We start from the raw sequence: 22,575 nt of genomic DNA on the forward strand, positions 1-22,575 counted from the left end.
TTTATTGGTCGAGCTGTGAGTGTTGATTAAAGTTTCACCTTATAGGCTAGAAAGATCTGATGTGCTAACAAGTTGTACAGCGTGAAGTGGTGATGCTTGTAAAGAAGCTAGAGCACGAGCTACGGTTTGTACTTGCTCTAAGTTTGCGTTTGTTTTTACGCGCTTAAATTGTTTGTTCTTAAAAACTGTTTTTCCGTTCTTATCTAATCCATTGTTTAAGACAAGACGTAAAGTTAAATCCATTACGATTGTTTCGACTGCCATGTTTATCACCCCCTTTCATTATATAAATAGGGCGTGAATGTCATGTTTTGGCGTGAAATTTATTCTTTTTTTTGGTACTCTTAAAAGAATAAGAGAGGGGTTTCGGAAGAATGAATCGTAAATGGTTATTTTGGATTCCTGTTTTACTATGGATGGGGCTGATTTTTTATTCCTCGGCACAACCATATAAAAAGCAGGATATGCGTTCAGATATTGAACAATATGTAAATGTTGAGTTTGTGAAAGAGCATTTTTCATGGGTATCTATCGATTACGGCGGTGGTACACCTGTTAGCATTGCAAATAAAGGTGTAGGCGGATTTATTGAGTTTTTCCTTCGTAAAGGTGCTCATTTTATGGTGTTCTTTATGCTCGGTTCATTGACGTATTATGCTTTTCATCGATCGGGTTATTCGAGAAAAAGGTGTTTCCTATACGCTCTTCTTTTCGTTGCAGGATATGCAACATTTGATGAAATTCATCAATGGACTACGGGAGATCGTACACCGATGTGGCAAGATTCATTACTGGATACGTGCGGCGGATTAACAGGAATTATAATAAGTAATTGGTTTTGGAATAGAAAAAGGAGCTAATCTTTTGAGATTAGCTCCTTTTGTTTATACACCGAGCAATTCTTTTAGTTCATCTGTAGATAGTTCGGTCATCCAACTATCGCTTGTAATGACGGCGTTGTTTAATGATTGTTTTCTTTCTAACATTTCATCGATTTTCTCTTCAAGTGTCCCGGTTGTAATAAGTTTATGAACGTGAACGAAGCGTTTTTGACCAATACGATATGCGCGGTCTGTTGCTTGGTTTTCTACAGCTGGATTCCACCAACGATCGTAGTGAATGACATGGTTGGCAGCTGTTAAGTTTAAGCCAGTTCCACCTGCTTTTAAAGATAAGATAAAAATGTCATACGTTCCGTTTTGGAATTGCTCGATCATTTTGTCACGTTCTTTCTTCGGTACACTACCGTTTAAGAAGAGGACGCGCTGACCGAAATGTTCTTCTAACACATTTTTTAGCATGTTCCCCATACCAATATATTGTGTGAAGATTAAGCAACTTTCATTTTGATCTTTTATATTTTCAATGAGTTCCATTAGCGTGCTCGTTTTCATGGAGCGTTCTATAATATCTTTTGGTTCTGTTTCTTTTAAGTAAAGAGCAGGGTGATTACAAATTTGCTTGAGCTTGTTCAGCATGAGTAATATAAACCCGCGTCTTTCAATTCCGCTTAATCCTTCTACATTTTGCAATGTATCTTGAACAAGTTGTTCATATAAGGAAGCTTGTTCACCAGTAAGTGGACAGTAAGCTTTTTGTTCTTGTTTATCTGGTAAGTTTAATGCGACTGTTTGATCTTTCTTCGTACGACGCAGTAAAAACGGCGAGATAAAACGTTGAACTTGTTGGATTTTTCCTTCGTCACGGTCTTTTTCAATTGGTGAGACGAAGCGGCGCTGGAATTGTCCTAAGCTGCCAAGATATCCATGATTAATAAAGTCGAAAATAGACCAAAGCTCGGCAAGGCGGTTTTCCATCGGTGTACCGGTTAAAGCAATTTTGTGATTTGCTTGCAAGTTTCGCACTGCTTTTGACTGTTTCGTATGTGGATTTTTAATATTTTGTGCTTCATCCAAAATAACAGCATCCCAGCATAGCGTACTAAGTTCTTCCTCATCAAGCTGAGCTAATGCATAAGATGTTAATACAACATCTGCTGATTGAAGGAAGTCTTTAAATGATTCACCTTTCGCCCTATTACTTCCATAATGTAACTGAACACGTAAATTCGGTGCGAAACGCTCAAATTCTTTTTGCCAATTTCCAAGAACAGATGTCGGTGCCACGATTAAGGCAGGACCTGTTTGGAGATTATTCTCTATTATATATAGTAAGTAAGTAATCGTTTGAATACTCTTTCCAAGTCCCATGTCGTCAGCTAACAATGCGCCGAATCCAAGCTTTCTTAAATATAATAACCACTCAATGCCATGTTGTTGATACGGACGGAGTGTGGCGTTTAGTGAAGAAGGGACATCTACTTTTGGAATATCTCCAATGTGCAATAGTTTTTGGAATAGATCCTCATAATATCCATCTAGTTCAATTTCAATATCGGTAAACGGACTATCCTCTTCTACAATTTCTGTTTCAGCGGTATTTGATAAATGTTGCTGAAGGACATCTTTCATCTCAAGTCCATATTTATCAGCACGGTTCATGAGCTTTCTTACTTCTTCAATAAAGGCTGGATCTAGTCGCATCCATTGACCATTTATATTGAATAACCGTTTGTTTTGTTCAACGAGTTCAAAAAATTCGCTTTCAGATAAATCAATACCGTTTGTTGAAATGCGCCAGTCAAAATTAACGAGTGTATTCATGCCGAAGAAAGATTGCGTTTGCGTAGCATTTTGCTTCAGCTGCACACGTAATTTTGGTTTTGTCGCTTTTAAATTTTGCCACCACGATGGTAATAAGATTGTAATACCTGCGGCAAGTAATTCGTTACTTGCTTCTGTTAAGAAGTTCCAAGCTTCTGTTTCAAAGAGTTCACTTCGGAATGTATCCCCGTCTTTTAACCACGGTACGAGCTTACTGAAGCCTTCTTGTGTTTCAAGAATACGTTCTTCATAATCGTGCCATCGTTTTGGTAAAGAATCGATACTCTCATATACATATATGCGATGTGCCCCGCGCTTTGGTGTAATAATTGTTTCAAGCTTCCACATTTCAAATTCTTCTTGCGGCTCTTGTAGTCGTAGTCCGATTGTAAAGGGAAGGTCATCTTCAATGTAACCAATTTTTCGAAGCCAATCTTCTTCATGTAGTGCTGCGTCTAATTGTCTTTTCGTAAAGTCATAATGTTCATAAAGTCTCTTTGCATCTTCCCATCCGTCGTTTGAACGGTTATCTTGTAATATGCTTTCATTTACAGCCGCCGAGAAAAGAGATGCTAATGTGTCATCTTCAATCGGTGTATGTTGTACTTTCCAAGATGGTTGTTTGGGCCAATGCTCCATATCAGGTACGAAGCTACCGTTTGTGAAGGCGTCCCATAATTCGTTCGCATCTTCTGTAAGTGCTGTAATAGGGCCGTTCATTTGAATACGGGCAAAGGAGTTCATCGGTTTATTAGCGATGTATTCAAATGCTTGTGCGTTTGTTAGCATAACACCTTGTTTTCCTTCAAAGGTTGCTTCTTTTAGAAACGTGCCGTAGAAGGAAGTGGAGTGCCATGTAAATGCATTTCGTTTCCAACTTGTTACGGATAATGGAGTACCGCTGTCATCTTCTCCCCAAAGGAACCAACCTTGACTAACATGCTGGAGCCTAATCGTTACTTCAGTTTGATTGATCATCGATTAATTTTCCTTTCCGTAATTCCTCTTGTAGTGCACGCAGACGTGAATGTAAGTTTGCGATGTGAATAATGAAAGCATCCCATTCATCGGTACGCTTTAATCGTTTATACAATGTACGTAATTTCTTTAAGTAACGAACTGCACGTCTATATGATTTGCGATTTCGCTCTTCAATGGCCTCGGTAGCAGCAAGGTGATACAGAGGAAGTGCGGCTTCTGGTGCTTCCTTTTCAATATCTTTCAGCGGCTCTTTCAAAAGTTCAATCGCTTCAAAACCGTGTAAGAGCTGAAGTTCCGTCCATGTGCGATACTGCTTTTTCGCGAGTACGTATTGTTCATAGTTTGCGAAACTATATGGTAATAGCTCTTGCAAAATCATTTCGAGTCCAGCTTGTTCATTTGTATGGGTTGCATACGTTTCATACATGATAACAAATAAGCGAACGATATCTTTTATGAAAATCGTATTTTCTTGCTCCTGTATCGTTGTTTTTACTTGTTTATACGTAAAGGAAAGCCAGTTTTTCGCGCGATCCCACTTCATTGTATTTAATAACTCTTCTAACCAGTAAAAGTACAGACTTACAACAGAAGCAGGCTGTTTTTTTAATAAGTCCATCGCTAATAGATCTTTATCATTTAAAAAGAGTAGATGAGAAGATGCTAACGCTTTGGAGAGTGGATTCATTTTCGTATCGATTCGTTTTTCTTCTTCACGAATTTGCTCTTTATTGTGTAAAAGTTCACTCCATATGTGACGATAAATAAAAAATCTCTCTTGCGTATAGGCATCGGTCGAGAAGAATACTTCATGAACGAGACGAGCTGTTTCTTGCAAAATTGCTTCAGACTCTGAAGAAGTCGCTTCTGATTGTAAGTCCCGAACGATGGATTCCACTTTATCTACAAAGAGACGAACGACGTTAACAGGCTGGTGATAAGAATACGTTTTATTTGTTTCAAATTCCTGAATTTCTTCTAATAATTTTTGAAAGCAATAAAGTGCTGCATGTAGCCTGAACAACTCATGTATCACAACGATACGTGGAGCTTTCCGCTCGAGTTTTGTATAGAAGTCCGTAAAAATACTCATAAGAAAATACATTTGTTTATAAGTAAGCCGAGCTTGTTCTTTTTTAAATGATTCATATTCGTTATCAAAATACGATTGCCAACTTTTATAATCCGTTTCTTCAAAAGCTGATGATTGCAATACTTGTCTTGCAGTTCGAATAGGAGGAAGGGAAGGTTTCGTATTATTTTTAAATAAAGTTAATACATCTCCTACTTGCCCGAAACTAGATGCTGCCGATAGTAACACAGCGAGCATATGCTCACATTGCGTTGGTGCGAAGCAATCGCAATAGCTTTCAGCGACGTTGCGAATCGGGATATGGACGCTATATACGCTGCCTTCAGCATCTACAGTTCCTGATAGCGTATAGCCATCAAAGTCAACGTTGTAGACAACACCACTACGATATAGGTGCCGAGCTGCAGCGACATGTTCCTGATCAGCTGTTTGCTGTGGATCTAGTCCTTGAACGAACTCATTCGCAATCATCATAATTTCATCTTTCGTAATTGAGTGTTGCAGCATAATATTCCTCCGTACACATATTTCTTTCCTTTACCATTATAAACAAAAAATGCTCAAAACAGAAAAAATGAAATTTAGATTACATTACTTGAAAATCATGGTAATATATAAAATGTTAATTTTATATATTACTATATATTTATAGGAGGAGAATAGGTTTGTCAGATTTACAGACGAAGTTAGGCAGTGGAATGAATAAGTTACAAGAAGGAATTGAGCAAGGGAAGATGAAGTTACAAGTTGCACAAGAGATTGCTCAATTAAAAAAGGGAATGCAAGTGCAAATGCAGAAAAAGGCAGAGGTTCTATTAGAGGTTGGACAACAAGTATATGTTCAATTAAGAGGGAACGGAGTAAAAGAAGAAAGTTTGAAAGAGATGATTGCTCCAGTTCAAGAATTTGATGTGGCTATTTATCAAGCGAGAAAACGCATTGTTGAATTGCAAAAACAACAAGGCGAGAAAGCTACATGTGAATGTGGTGGACCTTTATCGATGAATGATAAGTTTTGTGGTTCATGCGGAAATCCTAACCCAATGTTAGCGGTAGAAAATGACGGTGAAACGGCAAATTGTATTTCATGTGATGAGCATATCGATAAAAACTCTACTTACTGTCCGGTTTGTGGAATTAAGCAAAGTGGGGAGTGAATAAGATGTATTGTCGCACGTGCGGAAAGCAACATGGTGAAGAAGTAAATTATTGCCCAAATGAAGGTAGTATGGAGATGGCTGGAGCTACTGATGTAGTAACGTTAGAACAAGATAATGCGAAATATTGTAAAGGCTGTGGTACCGAAAATGCTCAGCAGAATTTATATTGTCAAAAGTGTGGGCACTCGTTATTTGTTGTAAAGAAAAAAGAACAGGCTATAAAATTACCTACGATGGACGGTGCTCCTAATGTTGAATTCAAAGCAGATAAAGCCGTGTTAAAAACAGGTTTTATTGGTGGGGCTGTTGCAAGTATTCTCATGTTAATTGCAGGATGGATTGGTAGTGTATTATTTGCGTCTATATTAAGTGAGATGATGAGTAAATTTGCGAAAGAGTTAGAAATGTTGCCGAGCTTTTATGCAAGTACAACTGCTACGTTGTTAAATTACCATTTACTTGGTTTTACAGCTAGTGATGATAGTGGATTGATATTATCTTTATCTTGGCATACTCCATTTACATTATTATTAATCATTCCATTTATTATTTTAGCTGGAACAGGAATATGGTTAGGAAAACAGCATGTTGCAAAAACGATTAAAGATCAAATTTTTATAGCGGCAACAGTTGGTATTATTTACGGCGTCTTTTTATTCATTATAAGCTTTATAGCATCACAATCTGTTACAATTCCATTCTCGGATGCAGGTAAGATTACAGTTGGGTATTCAGCAATTAAGAGCTTCCTAAGCGGTTTTGTATGCGGAACGTTATTTACTTTAGTAGGATTTATTGCTCATACAAGCAAAAACAATATGGCAGCAGCATTTCAAGAGTTAATGCCATATGGAGCGTCTATTTATTATGGAATTTCATCTATGATAAAAGGTTTTTTAGTGACAGCGGTAGTAATGTGCATCTTAGCTGTAGCGTTAGTAAGTAATGTAGAAGACGGTGCTACACCGTTAAAAGAAATGAAAGAATCTAAAACACAAGGTGTATTATTAGCGCTAGAATTAACACCTCAATTATGGAGTATGGCTCATTTTTCTCCATTAGAAGTAGAAAGTCCAGCATTGGATCATGAATTTAAAAAGTTTAGTAAGAAAGCATCTGATAACAAATTAGTATTTTCATTTGTGTCAGGTATTTCTGTAAATGGTATCGGAATGAAGGATATTGTAGTTGCACAAGGCGGAAATCAAGAGGATCTCGCTGAAGTAGAAGAAGTAAATGGTACATTCCATTACGGTTTATTGCTACTTATTATTCCGGTATTCTTTATGTTCATGACTGGGAGGAAATTAGTGAAATTACCAACTGCGAACATGTATATCACACTAGCTGTTTGTAGTGCTTCTTACACAATTATGATGATTGTAATGAACATCATTTCTAAGTTCCAAATTGATGTATCTGGAAATGTAATGGATTTATTTGGAGCGGGCGGTACTGTATTATCTATGCAAAATTCATTTATATATTTAACTATGTTTAGTTTTATTGTGACATATGTGGCGGCATTTGCTGGAATGAAATTAGCTAAAAAATAGGGGGAGAGCATGTTGAAGTTTTGTGGAACATGTAAAAAGAACGTTGCAGACCATTTGAACTTTTGTCCTGAATGCGGAAGCAAAGTTGAAGTAATTGTTGATAACAATGCTGCTTCATACACAGAAGTACAAAATGAGATAAAACCAGCGAAAAGTAAGAAAAATTTATTTTTCCTCATCGGTTTCCTCATCGTTGCCGCTGTATTATTGGGGGCTTATAAATTTGGAGCAAATAAGTTTTCAAAAGAAAAGCAAGTGAATGTGATGATTGAAGCATTCCAAAAGAAAGATGTAAATGCAATTGATGAAATTGTGAAAGCAGATGATCCAAGCTTAAAGATTAAGATAGAAGATATTAAGGCGTACATGCGTTATTTAAAAGAGAATCCTTCGTATAATAAAGAACTACTATCTTATTTACAGAAAGAGACTATAAATCAAAAGTTAGTAAAAGATAAAGCGTCCTTTAAAGATGGACAAATTGTCGAAGACGGAAAAGAGTGGTTTTTATATCCGAAGTATAAGTTCAGTATGAAATCTTATTACATGAGAGTTAGCACAACTGCAAAAAATGCTGAAATATATGTGAATGACAAAAAAGAAACCGAACTTTCTAGTGATAAAACTTCGAAAGAATTGGGGCCATACTTCCCAGGTACGTATGTTGTAAAGGCGACTGCGAAGACTGAACTGACTGAATTAGAAACAGAAGAAGTAGTAGATTTAGCAGATGAACAGAGTGGGAAAGTAGAAGTCGAGTTATCACTTGAAGGAAAGTATGTAACAATTTCTTCTGATGAAAATGATGCAACTGTATTTGTGAACGGTAAAAAACGTGGGAAATTAAATTACGGAAGTTATAATCTTGGTCCTGTATCGACAGACGAAACAGTGGAGGTACACTTAGAGAAAGCTACTGATTTTGGTGTAGTGAAATCTGAAAGTATTAAAATTGGAGATCAAAGTACATATTACTTAAAATTCCCGAAAGAAACATCAAGTTCGGCTGTCGGTGACTTTGTACGAAATCATCTTTATGATAATGTGCGTGCGATTTCATTAAATGATTTTAGCCTAATTGAAAATAATTATGATAAGAGCGGGAAATCGTACAAGGAAGACCGTGATTATATACAATATTTACACAAAAAAGGAATTACAGAAGATTTATTAACAATGGAAATTCGTAATGTAGAGCGTCAAAGTGCTACGAAATATAAAGTAACAACATATGAAGAATATCATATTCGTTACGGTGATGGCTCTGTGAAGTTCAAAAGCTTTAATAATGACCATATCGTTACTGTGAATGGAAATGGAAAGATATTGTACCATTCTCTTGGAGCGAATAATACGCTTAAGTCAGAGGAAATATCTGGTCCAACTCGTTAATATGAGAGAGGTTGTTCAATATTTGAACAGCCTCTTTATTTTGTAGCTACTCAATATTTCGTGTCAAACCGTTGATATATTGTAAGTTATGATAGATATAAGTGAAAAATCGTTGATATATTGCGATTTATGATAGATATATTCGGAAAATCGTTGATATATTTTTTTTACAATTATGAGCGCGTCTCTTTTAATATCGCTTGTACATATGGATCATGTAATATTTGTTCTATAATTGGTACCATATTGTGTTCAAATGGAATATCGATAGGGAACGGCTTTTGTGAGCCGGGTTTGATTCCATATTGGACAAATTTGTAATGTGTATTTTCTTCAAAGCTGAGCACAATTAATTTATAGCGGTTGTCATCACCGGCGAGTGAAAAGTCAATGGAAGTAGCATCATATGTTACTTCATCTTTATATATATACGGTTTTGGTGTACCGATCCAGTCTACTTTTGCTTGTACATTCATGAGTATAGCCTCCTTATAGCTATTATAAAAAAATAAAAGCCAGCTCTCAACAAAGAGAACCGGCTTTAGCAGTCATTGGTTATTTTAAAATTTTCACTTTAACAGTTTTGCGTCCCCATTTTTTAGCGGCGCTGTCTGAGCCAAGTAAGATGTCGATACGGTTACCTTTAATTGCACCGCCAGTATCTCCAGCGATAGCTTCTCCGTAACCTTCTACCCATACTTTAGAACCTAATGGGATTACTTTCGGGTCAACAGCGATCATTTTCATGTTTGGGTTCGCTGTTAAGTCATGACCCATTGCAGTTAATACACGGCCGCCGTATGTGCCACCGTTTTCGCTCGGATGAGCTGTATATGCTGTAGCTACAACTGTTAACTCACGACCACCAGCAGGTGCGCTAGTGTTAGCAGCTTTTACAGCAGGCTTAGCAGCTTGTTTTGCTTGTGCTGCAGGTGCTTTAGCTGGCGCTACAGCTTTAGCAGGAGCAGGTTGTTCTTGTTTCTCAATAACAGGTGCTGTACCTGTTAAGAAAGGAACGTGAACGTAAGCTGTTTTCCCGTTATATTCAAATTGTAACCACTCATTTTGTACTTGGTTCGTTGTTTCGATCATATCATCTTTCTTCAACGTTCCAAGAATTTCTGAGTCTGTGTTCGCTTCAGCACGTACGTTTAATACGTTAGCTGTTACGTAGTAGATGCTTTTTGTGAACTCTGCACTTACGAATGCGTCTTTACCATCTAAAGTGATTTTTGACCATCCGTTCTCTGTATTTTGAACATCTATTTTATTACCGTTTAGTAATTTACCGACAACTTTTGATTCAGTAGTAGGGTTTTCGCGTACATTTAGTACGTCTGTTGTTACAACAGTTTCTGCATTAGCAGATGATGTGAAAATCCCAAGACCAAAAACTGCTGCTGTTGCTATTCCAATTAATTTTTTCATGATAGCCTCCATTGCGTTTGTTTTCGTGTCCTCATTATAGCAACAGATTTTTTCGGATTTCGGGAAAACACACAATTACAAACCATTCGTAATAAGTCGTTAACATGCTGTAATATAACAAAAAATATAGGAAAGCGTTTTTCACTCTATATGATTAGTAGGTTTCTACTTATATTCAAAATATTTAATACAACATATTGTTTTCGGCGTAAATAAAAACATTACAGGAGTGTTACATGATGTTTACTAAACGATTACATTCCTTGAGTATTTTACCGTTTTATGGGTAATATAGTTATATAAACATAAACATTTCATTTGTGAAACTATAAACACGTGCTATATACTAGCAAAAAAACCGCATAATTGTTACAAAAAGAAAGGGTTGCAAGGAAGAAAAATGCCCTTTTTTACATCTGTAACACACCTTTTTTGGGGGAAATACATTCCCATCCGCATTTTTCTCGCACAATTTGACAGCAGTATTTCGATCTTATAGCTCTTGCAGAGTGAAAAGGTTATACGGAAGGTAAGGCTGTCCATAAGAATTCGAATTGGTGAAGGTGAAAGTAAGAAAATCACCACAAAAATCATAGTTTTCTATCCGATTTTACATATCGGAATTTATGTTATTTACAAAAGTGAAACCTACGAAGGGGGATTTGATGAGGAAACTGACAAAAACATTCATCGTTTCATTAACATTATGTATTGCATTTACACTTTGGGGGATTATTCCCGAATCTATTATTGGAAAAGGTAGCCTGGGAAATGTAACAACCGCAATTCAAACTGCATTAGTTAGTAAGTTTGGATGGTTCTATATTATTTCTGTTTCTATTATTTTAGGTGTGTCTATCTTTTTAATTGTTTCGAAATACGGTTCTATTCGTTTAGGTAAAGATGATGACGAGCCTGATTATAGTTATATGACATGGTTTGCTATGTTATTTAGTGCTGGTATGGGTATCGGCTTAGTCTTCTGGGGCGTTGCGGAACCATTAAACCATTTGTATGCACCTCCGTTTGGAGAGAGTGCAACTGAGGAAAGTGCACGTCTTGCACTTCGTTTTTCATTTTTCCATTGGGGATTACATCCTTGGGGACTATATGCATTTGTAGCGCTTTGTATTGCTTACTTTACTTTTAGAAAAGGAAAAGCAAGTACAATTAGTGCGACAGTAGGACCGTTATTTAAAGGCGGGGACCATGGACGTATTGCTCATTTATTTGATGTGTTAGCTGTTTTCGCGACTGTGTTTGGTGTGGCAACATCATTAGGTCTTGGTGCGAAACAAATTGCAGGTGGTGTTAGTTATTTAACATCTATTCCGAATTCATTAACGACTCAGTTAGTTATTATTGCAATCGTAACAGTGTTATTTATGTTATCTGCGCAAACAGGTCTTGATAAAGGAATTAAATATTTAAGTAATACGAATATTATTTTGGCATTTGCACTTATGATTATTGTATTATTTGCGGGTCCAACAAACTTTATCATGAATTACTTCACCTCAACGATTGGTGCTTACATTCAGGAATTGCCAAGCATGAGCTTCCGTTTAAGTCCATTAGATGAAGGTGGAAACCAATGGATTCAATCGTGGACAATTTTCTATTGGGCATGGTGGATTGCATGGTCACCATTCGTAGGTACATTTATTGCTCGTGTTTCACGAGGACGTACCATTCGTGAGTTTGTTATCGGTGTGTTACTCGTACCGACCGTAATTGGTGCCCTCTGGTTCTCTGTTTTCGGCGGAACTGGTATTCATATGGAGCTGTTCGGTGATGCACATATTTTTGAAAAAGTGAAAGAGATGGGAACAGAAGTCGGGTTATTCGCTATGTTTGACCAGATGGGAAGCTTTGGATCAGCTTTATCTGTACTAGCTATTCTTCTTATTTCTACATTCTTTATTACATCTGCAGATTCAGCGACATTCGTTTTAGGGATGTTAACGACACATGGTAGTTTAAATCCGCCAAACCGCATTAAAATGATCTGGGGTATCGTTTTAGCAGCCCTAGCTTCTATCTTATTATATGTAGGTGGCTTAGAGGCCTTACAAACGGCAGCTATCATTGCAGCATTCCCATTCGTCTTCGTTATTTTCTTTATGATGGCAGCCTTATTTAAAGAGTTACAAAAAGAAGGACGTATGAAGCGTCATAAATAATAGAAGGAAAAAGAGCTGATTATGTATCAGCTCTTTTTTATATAGAAGGGACTTGAACTGCAAGTAAGGGAAATAAAATACTTTACTATATTAGTAGTATGCCTTTTATACGAATGAAAATCGATATATTTCGACAATGTTCGATGTTTTGCAAATTCTATTCGTATTTTTGACAAAAAATTGTCGGAAATGTGTTGTCACGTTTATATATATGTGCTATATTATTTCCTGTAAGCGATTTCAAATAGTTTTAAAGCGTATTCAAGGGGGACATCTAGAATAATGAAACGTTACGAAAGAAAGTGGAAGCATATTTGTTTGAAACGTGTGGCACATCGTAGTGTCCAAGAAAGCACGGAACCTAAGACTGAAACGCGTAAAGAGCAACAAGAGAAGCAATTGGTTCTACAAAAATAGCAATCACTTTTTCGTATATAAATGAAGGTCGATCGTTCGTTGGGGGATGGACGTGAAATTACTTTCAGCTAAGGGGTATTGTCTGATATATATTTTATACGGCAATAAATAAGCACAGAGCATACGGCGCTCTGTGCTTATTTTTATTATTTATCTTTTTTGAATCGAACAGTTTTGTCCCAGCCAATGACTTGTTTCTTGCTCTTTGCACGTAAGTATAAAATTAAGCTACGAATGAATAAGTACGTAAAGAGCTGTGCGTACGTAAAGTACATGATAACACTAATAAAAATATTAGTTGGTGTAAAGGTTCGTTCCACACTCTGGGCACTAAATAATTGAGAAACATATGTAATATATGCGACATACCACATGAATAGTAGCGGAATGCTATATTGAATTTGGAATATCCCGAGTAACCCAATTACAAACCAAACGTTCGAAATGATTAAGAATAACCAAAATACAACATACACTAAAACTTGTTGTAAAGAATGGACGAGAAGTTTTCCTTTAAAGAAACTTAATGAAGAAAACATTTTTTCTAAAATGTACAAGTTCCCTTGGAGCCAACGTGTACGCTGCTTAATAAGGATTTTTAAATGTTCAGGTTCTTGTTCCCATGTAACCGATTCTGGAACGATTGGTAAAAGATAGCCTTTTTGTGTAATTCGTAATGTTAATTCAGCGTCCTCTGCAATTGCATAAGGATCATAGCCGCCAAGTTCCTCTAATGCAGCGCGGCGAAGAAGCATGTTTGTTCCTGTTAATGAACCTGTTTGGAATAGTAACCAGCGTCCGGATTGCATAAGGAGCTGGAAGATTTGAAATTCTAACGAAATCATTCGTGTTAGCCAGTTTCTGTTTTCATTTACAGTACGAACATGTCCAACAGCTCCAACAGCATCCTCGGTTGTTTCAGCGTGTTCTACGAGCATTCGTAGTGCATGTGGTTCAGGCTGGTTATCTGCATCATAAACACAGAAGTATTCACCATCTGAAATACTAAGGCCATAGTTTAATACACGTGATTTTCCTTTTGGTTCACCAGGTGGAACGCGAATGTGACGAATATGAGCATAAGCTTTATCAAAATCATCGCCAATTTCAGGTGTCTCATCTTGCGAGTTATCGTTCAATAAATAAACAGTTAGTTTGCCTGGATATTCAATCTTCGCCATCGCCTCTAAAGTATCTTTAATAACAACCCCTTCATTGTGAGCTGGTATTAAAATGTCGACGCTTGGGTAATGTTCTAGCGTACGATCTTTTCGTTTACTATTTCGGTGAACTAGACCTGCAAGTGTTAAGAAAGAATAGTAAACAAGTAAGCCAGAGAATAGAAAGGCTGTAAAAATAAGTACATACTTAATCGAAAATGTGATGCTAATCCAAAAAACAAGTACGCAAAACAGGAGGAATAAAAGAAGTATAACGAGTGTCATCATAATAACGTCTGTCCTTTGTTTCCAATTTGCTCGCGTGAAATTTTTATATCTTGGATTGCTTCAGCAGCAAGCCATTGCTCCATTTTTGGCTTTAGGCGGTTCATTACAATGTCAGCACCGGCTTCATTTGTATTTTGTAATAAAATAACGAGCGTATTATTATCATATTTAGCAGCAAGGTCAAAGTCAGCTCTTATCGTTCCAACTAATAATGAAGCTACGCGATCCATAACACTTTCCTTCGTATATTTACTAAAGGAAGTGAAGTCAAAATAAATCATAACGCCTGTTTCATTACGACGATTCATTGCATTGATTAATAATGCTTGTCGTCTTTCGAATTCTTGTCTTGTTAATAATTTCGATTCTCCAATGTATTGTTCTAACGTTCTCACACGTTCGGTTAATTCTTTATTTTCATGAATAACCTTCTTTAATAGATGAGTGGAGATATATACAATGAAGAAGTTTGCTGCCATTAGGAAGTGAGTAATAATGTATTGCCATTGATCTGATGTGCTCCATAAGTAAAGCCATGCTTGGTAGAATAGGTAGAATACCGAAATAATGGTTCCTAATATGAAGAGAACAAATGCAGTTTTATCAGGCAAAAATAGAAATAGTACATTAACAATTACATATATGATTGTAAAAATGAGAGCATGCTCATATTGAGTTACATGTACAGTTGTAAAATAAAATAAAATTTGTAAAATCCACATAGAGAGGACTTTATAGTAGTTATCTTTCACAAAACTTTCCTCCTTAAAGGTAATTCATGCAAGGATACTTGTAGTATGCGCAATTATTAAGAAATAGACCGGATGACTAGGTTATTTTGTAGAGCAACAACAAGTAGTATCTCTCTTTTGTAAGAAAAAATAAACAGACTTACTAATTATTGTATCATAATGTCTTTATATTTCTACATAAAGTATTTAATATATATCGAGAAAATATAAAGCAAAGTCCCCTCTTTAGAAAGAGGGGACTTTGCTTTATTTTATAGGAACATCATACCTGCAACTGCTGCATTTAAGAAGTTTGCTAATGTACCAGCGATAACTGCTTTAATCCCTAATTGTGCAATTTGTTTACGGCGAGTAGGAGCCAATGTTCCTGTTACACCTAATTGAATTGCGATAGAAGAGAAGTTTGCGAATCCACAGATTGCGAATGTTAAAATTAAATTTGTTTTGTCAGAGAACTCTGCCATGTGTGGTCCTAAGTTTGCGTATGCAACGAATTCGTTGATTGCAAGTTTTTGACCGATAAAGCTTGCTGCTTGTACAGCTTCACCAGGAGAAACCCCGATTAAAATTGCAAATGGTGATAGTAAGTAACCGAAGATTAAATCAAGGCTAAGTTTAATATCAAACAGAGAGCCAATTAATCCTAATAAACCGTTTAATAAAGCGATTAATGCGATGAAAGCCATTAACATTGCTGCTACGTTAATAACAAGTTGCATACCTTCAGATGCACCACGTGCCGCAGCGTCAATAACGTTTGCATCTTCACGTTCTGTAGAAAGTTCAACGTTATTATCTACTTTTTCTGTTTCTGGCATAATTAGTTTCGCAATTAATAAACTTGATGGAGCTGCCATAATTGCTGCTGCTAATAAGTGTTCTAACGGAATACCCATTGCTGCATAACCGACAAGAACTGATCCAGCAACAGCTGTCATACCGCTTACCATAATAGCGAAGAATTCACTATTTGTTAAACGTGCTAAGTAAGGTTTGATTAAGATTGGAGCTTCAGTTTGTCCTAAAAATACAGTTGTTACTGAGTTTAAACTTTCTGCTTTAGAAGTTCCAAGAAGTTTACTTAATGCGCCACCAACGACACTAACAAATCTTTGCATAATACCGAAATGATATAAGATTGCTACTAATGAACTAATAAATACGATTGGAAGTAGTGCTTGAATGAAGAAAACAAATCCCCAAGGGCCTTTTGCGTTGACTAAATCCCCAGCAACGAACTTAATTCCCTCGTAAGAAAAATTAATTAATCCTTGAACGCCATCTGCAGCGTGTTTTAAACCTGCTTTTCCAGCATCCCAGCGTAATACGATAAATGAAAATGACATTTGTAATGCTAGCGCGATTAAAATTGTGCGCCAATTAATAGCTTTGCGGTTGGAAGATAGTAAAAAAGCGATTGCTAATACTCCAATCACGCCGCCAATTCCCCATAAAAGATTCATGCAGTGTATGCTCCTTCCTCATAGTAAAAAAATGTATAAAACAGTTGTCTATACTTCTGCAAATATAACATCTTAAGTAACTTATCATAATGGACATCGGAGGTCAAACGTCTAACGAAAAGTTTAAATAAAAAGAAAATTCTTTAAAAAAACACATATAAAATGAATAGGCATGAAATAGGTTATGTTTTTTATGTGAAAATATACATTATGATAACGTTATGGATCATTATTGTAGAATATAGTGTATGAAATAGGAAAATAGATACATTATTTTTTTGAGGGATAGGTGACACACATTAAAAAAAGCCTTCTAGTAATCTAGAAGGCTTTGAAACTATTAATTAAGGTGCTTTCGTGTATCCTAAGAAATGGCTCTTCCAATAAGAGTTACTTAACGAAGCGATTGCTACACCTTTATCTCCAGCTTGAATAAATGATCCGCCCCCAAGGTAAATACCCATGTGAGAAGGACCCGATTTATAAGTGTTTTGGAAATAAATTAAGTCGCCTGGTTGTGGATTTGAAGTTTGTGGTAGGCTACCCCAATATCCCGCAACACTTTGACGGCTAATGTTATGACCAAATTTCTTAAATACGTGGTAGATGTAGCCACTGCAGTCCACACCGTTAGCAGAAGTTCCGCCCCAAACGTATGGTACGCCTTGCATTCCTTTTGCATATGCAAGTATGGAAGAACTGTTGCCGCTATTATTACCTGTATTGTTGTTATTGTTTTGATTGTTATTTTGGTTGTTGTTAGGCTTATTATTATCTACAGCGCCTCCAACTGGTGTTTTAGAAAGGTAACGTGTTCCGATATAACCAGTTTGACCGTTGTAATTAATTTTGCTCCATCCAGAGTTTTCAGAGATTACTTGAACCTTCTGTCCTTGTGGAAGTGCGCCTATGATTCTATAATTTGTACCTTCACCACTACGTACATTTAAGGCAGAAGCATTAATGTAGTAGTCACCAATTGCACCTTGATTAGGTTGTTCAGGTTGTTTTGGTTGCTCAGGAGTAGTAGTGCCACCTTTAACGAATTTCATGAATTCGCTACTAACGTAGCCTGTTTTTCCTTGATAGTTAACTTTAAACCAGCTACCTTCAGAGCCAATTACGTTTAATGTCGTACCATTTAATACGCCACCAATTACGCTATGGTAAGTAGCAGGACCTGTACGAACGCGTAGAGATGTTGCGTTAACAACGTAAGTACCACCAGTTTGAACAGTTACATTATTGTTTTGGTTATTATTTTGGTTGTTTCCTTGTGTAACGTTATCGCTAGAACCGCCTTTTGTTACGTAGTCTTTACTTACGTAAGCCGTTTGACCTGCATAATTGATTTTGAACCAATCTTGCACTTCGCCAACAACTTGTACTACTTGTCCTTTTGTAACAGAACCTACAGTTGTGTGAGAAGTGCTAGGGCCTGTACGAACACGAAGGGAAGATACATTTACTGTATAGTTTCCGCTTGCTGGTTTTACAGACTCTTGGTTGTTATTATTCGTATTGCTGTTTGAAGAACCTGCATTAGAAGAAACACCAGATACGAATTCGCCACTTACATAGCCAACTTGTCCATTATGATTGATTTTTACCCAACCATTTTCTTGACCAATTACGTTTAATGTTTGTCCTTCATATACACGTCCTGAAACAGAACTAGAAGTGTTAGGAGCGGTACGTACACGTAATACATCAGCAGTAACTTTATTGTTTCCACCTGTTGTACTTACATTTGAATTGCTCGCACCATTTTTTGATACAAATTCACCACTAACAAAGCCTGTTTTTCCATTAATGTTAATTTTGTACCAACCATTTTCTTCGCCAATCACGTTTAGTGATTGACCGTTATAAACGCGAGAGATGATGTCGTGAGAAGTACTTGATCCTGCACGAACATGTAATACGCTAGCGTTTACCGTATAAGATGAGCTGTTTGATGCAGAAGCTTGGACAGTTGTAGCAGTTTTTTGTGTATTTTGTTCAGGGGCAGCTTGAACACTATCAAGTGTAGGTGCTGCTCCTCCTGCTACAGACACTGCCGCAAGACCGGCAAGGTATTTTTTCATAATTTGTCGATTCCTTTCTGTCTGTAATGTAGTGAAGAAATATTTACCAACTGTTAAAAATTCTAAAGAGCATGTCGATTACTGTCAAGACTTATGCGGGAATCTGAATATGACAAAACGATTACAAGAAAAAATCAAGGCATAAATCTATACCTTGATTTCCATTTAAATACATATATTGAATGTAGAAAGGATAGAAATTATTCGTGTTTAAGAGGATGACATGTTGGATTGTAACAGACTTTGAGAAAATGATCTTTGCAGCATTTTAGTGATAGGGCCAACTTGACCATCTTGGATTGCGGTTCCATCAAGGTGAGTCATCGGCAAAATTTCAATCGTCGTTCCTGTAACGAAACATTCATCCGCTTGATAAACATCACGAATGCTGAAAAGCTCTTCTTGTACTGGAATACGAAGGGTTTTCGCTAAAGAAAGGACATATTGACGAATAATGCCATTTAAAATAAGGTGATTAGCTGGATGTGTGTAAAGAGTTCCGTTTTTAATGAGAAAGAAGTTAGAGTGACTTCCCTCAGTTACAGTACCATTTCGTACGAAAAGGGCTTCTTTACAACCTTTTCGTTCCGCTTTCGTAGCAGCTAATATATTTGGTAATAAATTTAATGATTTGATATCACAGCGTAGCCAGCGCGTATCCGGTTCTGATATAGCACGTACACCATATTCAATCCATAACGCTGGTCTTTCTTTCTTTGTAATATAAGCATAGATTGTCGGAGGGACGTCATATGAGAACGTATGGGTACGAGCTTGTACACCACGAGATACTTGCAAATAAATCGTTCCATCTTCGTGGAAATTATTATTTTCGATTAGTTTATAAAGTAGGGTAATCAGTTCTGCTTTTGAGAAAGGGAGTGTTAATTCTATTTCTTCCATGGAGCGATATAATCTTGTGATATGCGGATCTAATAAGTGAAAGTTCCCTTTATATAGACGAATAACTTCGTAGACACCATCTCCAAACTGCAAGCCTCTTTCTTCAAGTTCTATGTACGTTTTTTGTTTCGTTGTATCAATAACTGCATCATTCCAAAGTACAAATCTTTCATATGCCAATTTCGATCCCATCCTTTCGTAAGTAAAGAAGTCACAATACTAATTTTTATGTAAGCAATTCTCTACATATGACGTATATGTTTTGGTAAATGGTAGAGAAGTAGTAGTGATTTACAACATTTCGTATATACAAATTCGAAAATAAGAAATAAGAATCCTGCTTTTAAATAAAAAAAAGCAACATTCTTATGGAATGCTGCACAAGGAGGGTAGCTATCTTTCATAGGGACATCGTCTTATTGAATGTTTTGTGTATGGAAACAAAACATATTGAAAGACAATTATAAGAAAGTAGAAATAAACGATTCACATATTTCTTTAAGGGATCTTATTACAGATGAGAGATAAGAAATATATAGAACCTTGTTTACATATTTTATTATAGAGATGTTTCATTAACTCTATGTGAATATTTGGTAAAGATTATGTAATGTTAAAGTTAATGAATATAAGTGATTGTATGGTGAAATATAAAAAAAAGAGGCTGAGATTACTCAGCGCTCTTCTTTTCTTCTTTAATAGCTGTCTTTACTTCACCAGTTTTTGTCTTGTTGCTTTCAGAGAAGCGAAGTAAGTCACCTTCAATGATTTTGTCAGACATGTTCAATTCATTTTGAGCACGATCAATGAGTGGTTGAGATTCTTCTTTTGGTAATTGTACAACTTCGCCAGTAGCACGGTCGTAGAATGTACTGTTCGTATACATGTACTTATCTGTAACGAAGCTACCATCACGAAGAACAACAAATCCTTTATTTTCTGGTGAGAATACATCATGACCAAATTGAATTTGATTCGTAGAATCTATACCAAGTAAGTTTAGAATTGTTGGTTTAATGTCAATTTCACCAGTTGGTTTTGAAATTGTTTTACCTTCTTTTTGACCTGGAACGTGAATAAACATCGGTGTTTTTTGTAAGTTCATATGGTCAAATGCAGTAATTTCTTCTTTTCCTAAGAACTGTGCCATTGCACGGTTATGGTTTTCAGAAATACCGTAGTGATCACCGTAGAATACGATAATTGAGTTGTCGTAAATCCCCTCTGCTTTTAGACGCTCAATAAAGTGTTTCATTGCTTCGTCTAAATAGCGAGCAGTTACCATGTAACGGTCAAATACGCCATCACCAGAATTGTATTCATCGATTAATTTTGTGCTTTCATCATAAGTGAATGGGTAATGGTTTGTTAACGTAAGGAAGCGAGTGTAGAATGGTTGCTTCACTTCTTTTAACATATCGATAGATTGATCGAAGTATTCGATATCTTTTAATCCCCAATTTAATTTTGTTTCTGGCGTAATCTTGTAGTCAAGCTCGTTGTAGTAACGGTCATAACCAAGTGCCGGATACATAATGTTACGGTTCCAGAACGTTGCGTTGTTCGCGTGGAATACAGATGTGTGATATCCTTGCTCACGTAAAATTTCTGGAGTTGCTGTGTATTCGTTGTTACCGTGTGTGAAGAATACAGCACCACGGTCTAGTGGATACATGGAAGTATCTACTAAGAATTCAGCGTCAGATGTTTTTCCTTGCCCAGTTTGATGGAAGAAGTTATCGAAGTAATAACTTTCTTTCGTAAATTGGTTTAAGAATGGTGTAACTTCTTGTCCGTTAACTGTTGCACCAATTAAGAATGTTTGTAATGACTCAAGAGAGACAACAATTACGTTTTTCCCTTTTGCAGTACCAAACATATTTGGATCTGGTTTGCTTTGCGTTGTTTTTACGTAGTTCTCTGTTTCCTGTAACTTACTACCGTCAGCAAATGCTTTTTGTGAACTTGATTTTGCTTGTAAGCCAAGATCATACACTTGGTGTACATATAAACCTAAGTTTTTAACAAGCATAACGCGGTCGAATGAACGTGTTAATAGTTCAGGACGCTCAGCTTCTGCCAGTCCTAAGTTTGCGAAGAAAATAGCAATTGTTGACACGAAGTATAGGGAACGCATTGGGCGTGCTACACGTTCTGTCGGTGCAAAATTCTTCATCTTCTTCAATAAAATGAAGAATACGATAATATCAGCAAATGCAAGGATGATTTTGTAGTTAAACAATTCTTTTACACTAGAACCTAAACTTCCGAAGTTAGATGTTTGTCCTAGTACTGGTAAAGTAACGAAGTCATTATAGAATCCGTAGAACATTACGTTACCAACAAGAATAATTGTTAAAACAAAATTAATTCCAAGTGCTATATAGTTACGTTTTTTCCCTTTTGCAAATAATGCAAGACCAACAAGCAGTAATGATGCTGCTAATGGGCTAAGGAATAAAATGAATTCTTGCATGAAAGATTCAAGTTTTAAATCAAAGCTTGTGCGTGTAATAAGATATGTCTTTAACCATACGGCTAAAGCTACGAATACAGTGAAACGCACATTTTGAAATTGTGATTTCAAGGTTTCTTTCATTCATTTCCACCCTTTCTCTATCAGGCTTGGTCGATTTTGGAGCGAAAAATGCTAAAATAAAAAATACATAGTTTTCTTGGCCATAATTAGAGGTTCTATATTCACCCATATACGACTATAACTATGCATACCCTTTTAGTTTCTTGTGTTGCTCATAAGCATAACGTCATTTCTGTATTATACAACAAAATTCATTTCTGAGAAACACTATAACATTTTACATTTTTTGTATGATATTTGTCACTACCAGAGAAAACTTTAACATTCGTTTATATGTCCGTCAACTAGAAAATATAACAAAGGTAGAGCAGAATGTTAAGTGAAAGTGAAAATTTTCTTTGTTGAGAAATAAGAAATGACAACGGGGAAGTGGTTATCTAGAAACCTATTATATGAAGGGAAGTATGTAAAAATTAACGAACACTTGTTCTTTTTTAGTTTGTTTGTTAC

At 36.3% G+C, this 22,575-nt stretch carries 17 protein-coding genes; 6 read left to right on the forward strand and 11 right to left on the reverse strand.

The features are described from left to right. Positions 1-39: 39 nt before the first annotated feature. The gene (locus ACVWY7_RS25220) at positions 40-264 is read right to left on the reverse strand and encodes a DUF1659 domain-containing protein (RefSeq protein ID WP_000257709.1); all 225 of its coding nucleotides are present in this window, start codon (positions 262-264) and stop codon (positions 40-42) included. 110 nt (positions 265-374) lie between these two features. On the opposite strand from ACVWY7_RS25220, the gene ACVWY7_RS25225 reads away from it, so the two are divergent. Further along, entirely contained in the window at positions 375-860 is a 486-nt protein-coding gene (locus ACVWY7_RS25225) for a VanZ family protein (RefSeq protein WP_001080718.1), read from the forward strand. A 24-nt stretch (positions 861-884) separates the two neighbouring features. Here ACVWY7_RS25225 and ACVWY7_RS25230 read toward each other — a convergent pair whose 3' ends face one another. Continuing rightward, entirely contained in the window at positions 885-3,641 is a 2,757-nt protein-coding gene (locus tag ACVWY7_RS25230; protein ID WP_431175012.1) for a DEAD/DEAH box helicase, read from the reverse strand. Beyond that, positions 3,625-5,244 (reverse strand): SWIM zinc finger family protein, encoded by a 1,620-nt coding sequence (locus tag ACVWY7_RS25235; protein WP_456524029.1) that lies wholly within the window; start codon positions 5,242-5,244, stop codon positions 3,625-3,627. Before ACVWY7_RS25235 ends, ACVWY7_RS25230 begins: the two co-directional genes overlap by 17 nt. Positions 5,245-5,402: 158 nt before the next feature. Here ACVWY7_RS25235 and ACVWY7_RS25240 point away from each other — a divergent pair, with 158 nt between their 5' ends. The 3 genes from ACVWY7_RS25240 to ACVWY7_RS25250 are packed head-to-tail and all read left to right on the forward strand — an operon-like array spanning position 5,403 to position 8,845. Continuing rightward, positions 5,403-5,894, forward strand: a complete 492-nt coding sequence (locus ACVWY7_RS25240) for a zinc ribbon domain-containing protein (protein WP_001281748.1) — start codon at positions 5,403-5,405, stop codon at positions 5,892-5,894. A 5-nt stretch (positions 5,895-5,899) separates the two neighbouring features. Beyond that, a complete protein-coding gene (locus ACVWY7_RS25245; RefSeq protein ID WP_456524030.1) occupies positions 5,900-7,453 on the forward strand; it encodes a zinc ribbon domain-containing protein in 1,554 nt (517 codons plus the stop codon). 12 nt (positions 7,454-7,465) lie between these two features. Next, on the forward strand, positions 7,466-8,845 hold the full coding sequence (locus ACVWY7_RS25250; protein WP_456524038.1) for a zinc ribbon domain-containing protein: 1,380 nt from the start codon (positions 7,466-7,468) through the stop codon (positions 8,843-8,845). A gap of 173 nt (positions 8,846-9,018) precedes the next feature. Here ACVWY7_RS25250 and ACVWY7_RS25255 read toward each other — a convergent pair whose 3' ends face one another. Continuing rightward, positions 9,019-9,321, reverse strand: coding sequence for a DUF3910 family protein (locus tag ACVWY7_RS25255; protein WP_073524418.1), 303 nt, complete (start codon positions 9,319-9,321; stop codon positions 9,019-9,021). A gap of 79 nt (positions 9,322-9,400) precedes the next feature. Further along, on the reverse strand, positions 9,401-10,273 hold the full coding sequence (locus ACVWY7_RS25260; RefSeq protein ID WP_000733312.1) for a cell wall-binding protein EntA: 873 nt from the start codon (positions 10,271-10,273) through the stop codon (positions 9,401-9,403). Positions 10,274-10,938: 665 nt separating this feature from the next. On the opposite strand from ACVWY7_RS25260, the gene opuD reads away from it, so the two are divergent. Next, on the forward strand, positions 10,939-12,456 hold the full coding sequence (gene opuD / locus ACVWY7_RS25265) for a glycine betaine transporter OpuD (protein WP_001230127.1): 1,518 nt from the start codon (positions 10,939-10,941) through the stop codon (positions 12,454-12,456). A gap of 282 nt (positions 12,457-12,738) precedes the next feature. Continuing rightward, positions 12,739-12,873: a hypothetical protein gene (locus tag ACVWY7_RS25270; protein ID WP_000833067.1), complete on the forward strand. Its 135-nt coding sequence runs from the start codon at positions 12,739-12,741 to the stop codon at positions 12,871-12,873. Between the two features lie 146 nt (positions 12,874-13,019). Here ACVWY7_RS25270 and ACVWY7_RS25275 read toward each other — a convergent pair whose 3' ends face one another. From ACVWY7_RS25275 to ACVWY7_RS25300, 6 genes are all read right to left on the reverse strand, one after another. Further along, entirely contained in the window at positions 13,020-14,321 is a 1,302-nt protein-coding gene (locus tag ACVWY7_RS25275; RefSeq protein ID WP_000988768.1) for a glycosyltransferase family 2 protein, read from the reverse strand. Next, complete coding sequence (locus tag ACVWY7_RS25280) at positions 14,318-15,073, reverse strand: GGDEF domain-containing protein (RefSeq protein ID WP_000654666.1); 756 nt, start codon at positions 15,071-15,073, stop codon at positions 14,318-14,320. The genes ACVWY7_RS25275 and ACVWY7_RS25280 overlap by 4 nt, the downstream gene beginning before the upstream one ends. Before the next feature lie 251 nt (positions 15,074-15,324). Next, complete coding sequence (locus tag ACVWY7_RS25285; RefSeq protein ID WP_001051021.1) at positions 15,325-16,536, reverse strand: NupC/NupG family nucleoside CNT transporter; 1,212 nt, start codon at positions 16,534-16,536, stop codon at positions 15,325-15,327. Between the two features lie 344 nt (positions 16,537-16,880). Next, on the reverse strand, positions 16,881-18,623 hold the full coding sequence (locus tag ACVWY7_RS25290; protein ID WP_073524415.1) for a C40 family peptidase: 1,743 nt from the start codon (positions 18,621-18,623) through the stop codon (positions 16,881-16,883). A 210-nt stretch (positions 18,624-18,833) separates the two neighbouring features. Next, positions 18,834-19,718: a D-amino-acid transaminase gene (locus ACVWY7_RS25295; RefSeq protein ID WP_456524031.1), complete on the reverse strand. Its 885-nt coding sequence runs from the start codon at positions 19,716-19,718 to the stop codon at positions 18,834-18,836. Between the two features lie 478 nt (positions 19,719-20,196). Next, on the reverse strand, positions 20,197-22,125 hold the full coding sequence (locus ACVWY7_RS25300; RefSeq protein ID WP_000665359.1) for an LTA synthase family protein: 1,929 nt from the start codon (positions 22,123-22,125) through the stop codon (positions 20,197-20,199). Positions 22,126-22,575: the final 450 nt, after the last annotated feature.

Source organism: Bacillus sp. TE9106W (assembly GCF_054062215.1).

Excerpts from the sequence above, each read along its gene's own strand:
- ACVWY7_RS25220 (WP_000257709.1), bottom strand. The coding sequence starts at position 264 with ATGGCAGTCGAAACAATCGTAATGGATTTAACTTTACGTCTTGTCTTA.
- ACVWY7_RS25225 (WP_001080718.1), top strand. The coding sequence starts at position 375 with ATGAATCGTAAATGGTTATTTTGGATTCCTGTTTTACTATGGATGGGG.
- ACVWY7_RS25230 (WP_431175012.1), bottom strand. The coding sequence starts at position 3,641 with ATGATCAATCAAACTGAAGTAACGATTAGGCTCCAGCATGTTAGTCAA.
- ACVWY7_RS25235 (WP_456524029.1), bottom strand. The coding sequence starts at position 5,244 with ATGCTGCAACACTCAATTACGAAAGATGAAATTATGATGATTGCGAAT.
- ACVWY7_RS25245 (WP_456524030.1), top strand. The coding sequence starts at position 5,900 with ATGTATTGTCGCACGTGCGGAAAGCAACATGGTGAAGAAGTAAATTAT.
- ACVWY7_RS25255 (WP_073524418.1), bottom strand. The coding sequence starts at position 9,321 with ATGAATGTACAAGCAAAAGTAGACTGGATCGGTACACCAAAACCGTAT.
- ACVWY7_RS25260 (WP_000733312.1), bottom strand. The coding sequence starts at position 10,273 with ATGAAAAAATTAATTGGAATAGCAACAGCAGCAGTTTTTGGTCTTGGG.
- opuD (WP_001230127.1), top strand. The coding sequence starts at position 10,939 with ATGAGGAAACTGACAAAAACATTCATCGTTTCATTAACATTATGTATT.
- ACVWY7_RS25270 (WP_000833067.1), top strand. The coding sequence starts at position 12,739 with ATGAAACGTTACGAAAGAAAGTGGAAGCATATTTGTTTGAAACGTGTG.
- ACVWY7_RS25275 (WP_000988768.1), bottom strand. The coding sequence starts at position 14,321 with ATGATGACACTCGTTATACTTCTTTTATTCCTCCTGTTTTGCGTACTT.
- ACVWY7_RS25285 (WP_001051021.1), bottom strand. The coding sequence starts at position 16,536 with ATGAATCTTTTATGGGGAATTGGCGGCGTGATTGGAGTATTAGCAATC.
- ACVWY7_RS25290 (WP_073524415.1), bottom strand. The coding sequence starts at position 18,623 with ATGAAAAAATACCTTGCCGGTCTTGCGGCAGTGTCTGTAGCAGGAGGA.
- ACVWY7_RS25295 (WP_456524031.1), bottom strand. The coding sequence starts at position 19,718 with ATGGGATCGAAATTGGCATATGAAAGATTTGTACTTTGGAATGATGCA.
- ACVWY7_RS25300 (WP_000665359.1), bottom strand. The coding sequence starts at position 22,125 with ATGAAAGAAACCTTGAAATCACAATTTCAAAATGTGCGTTTCACTGTA.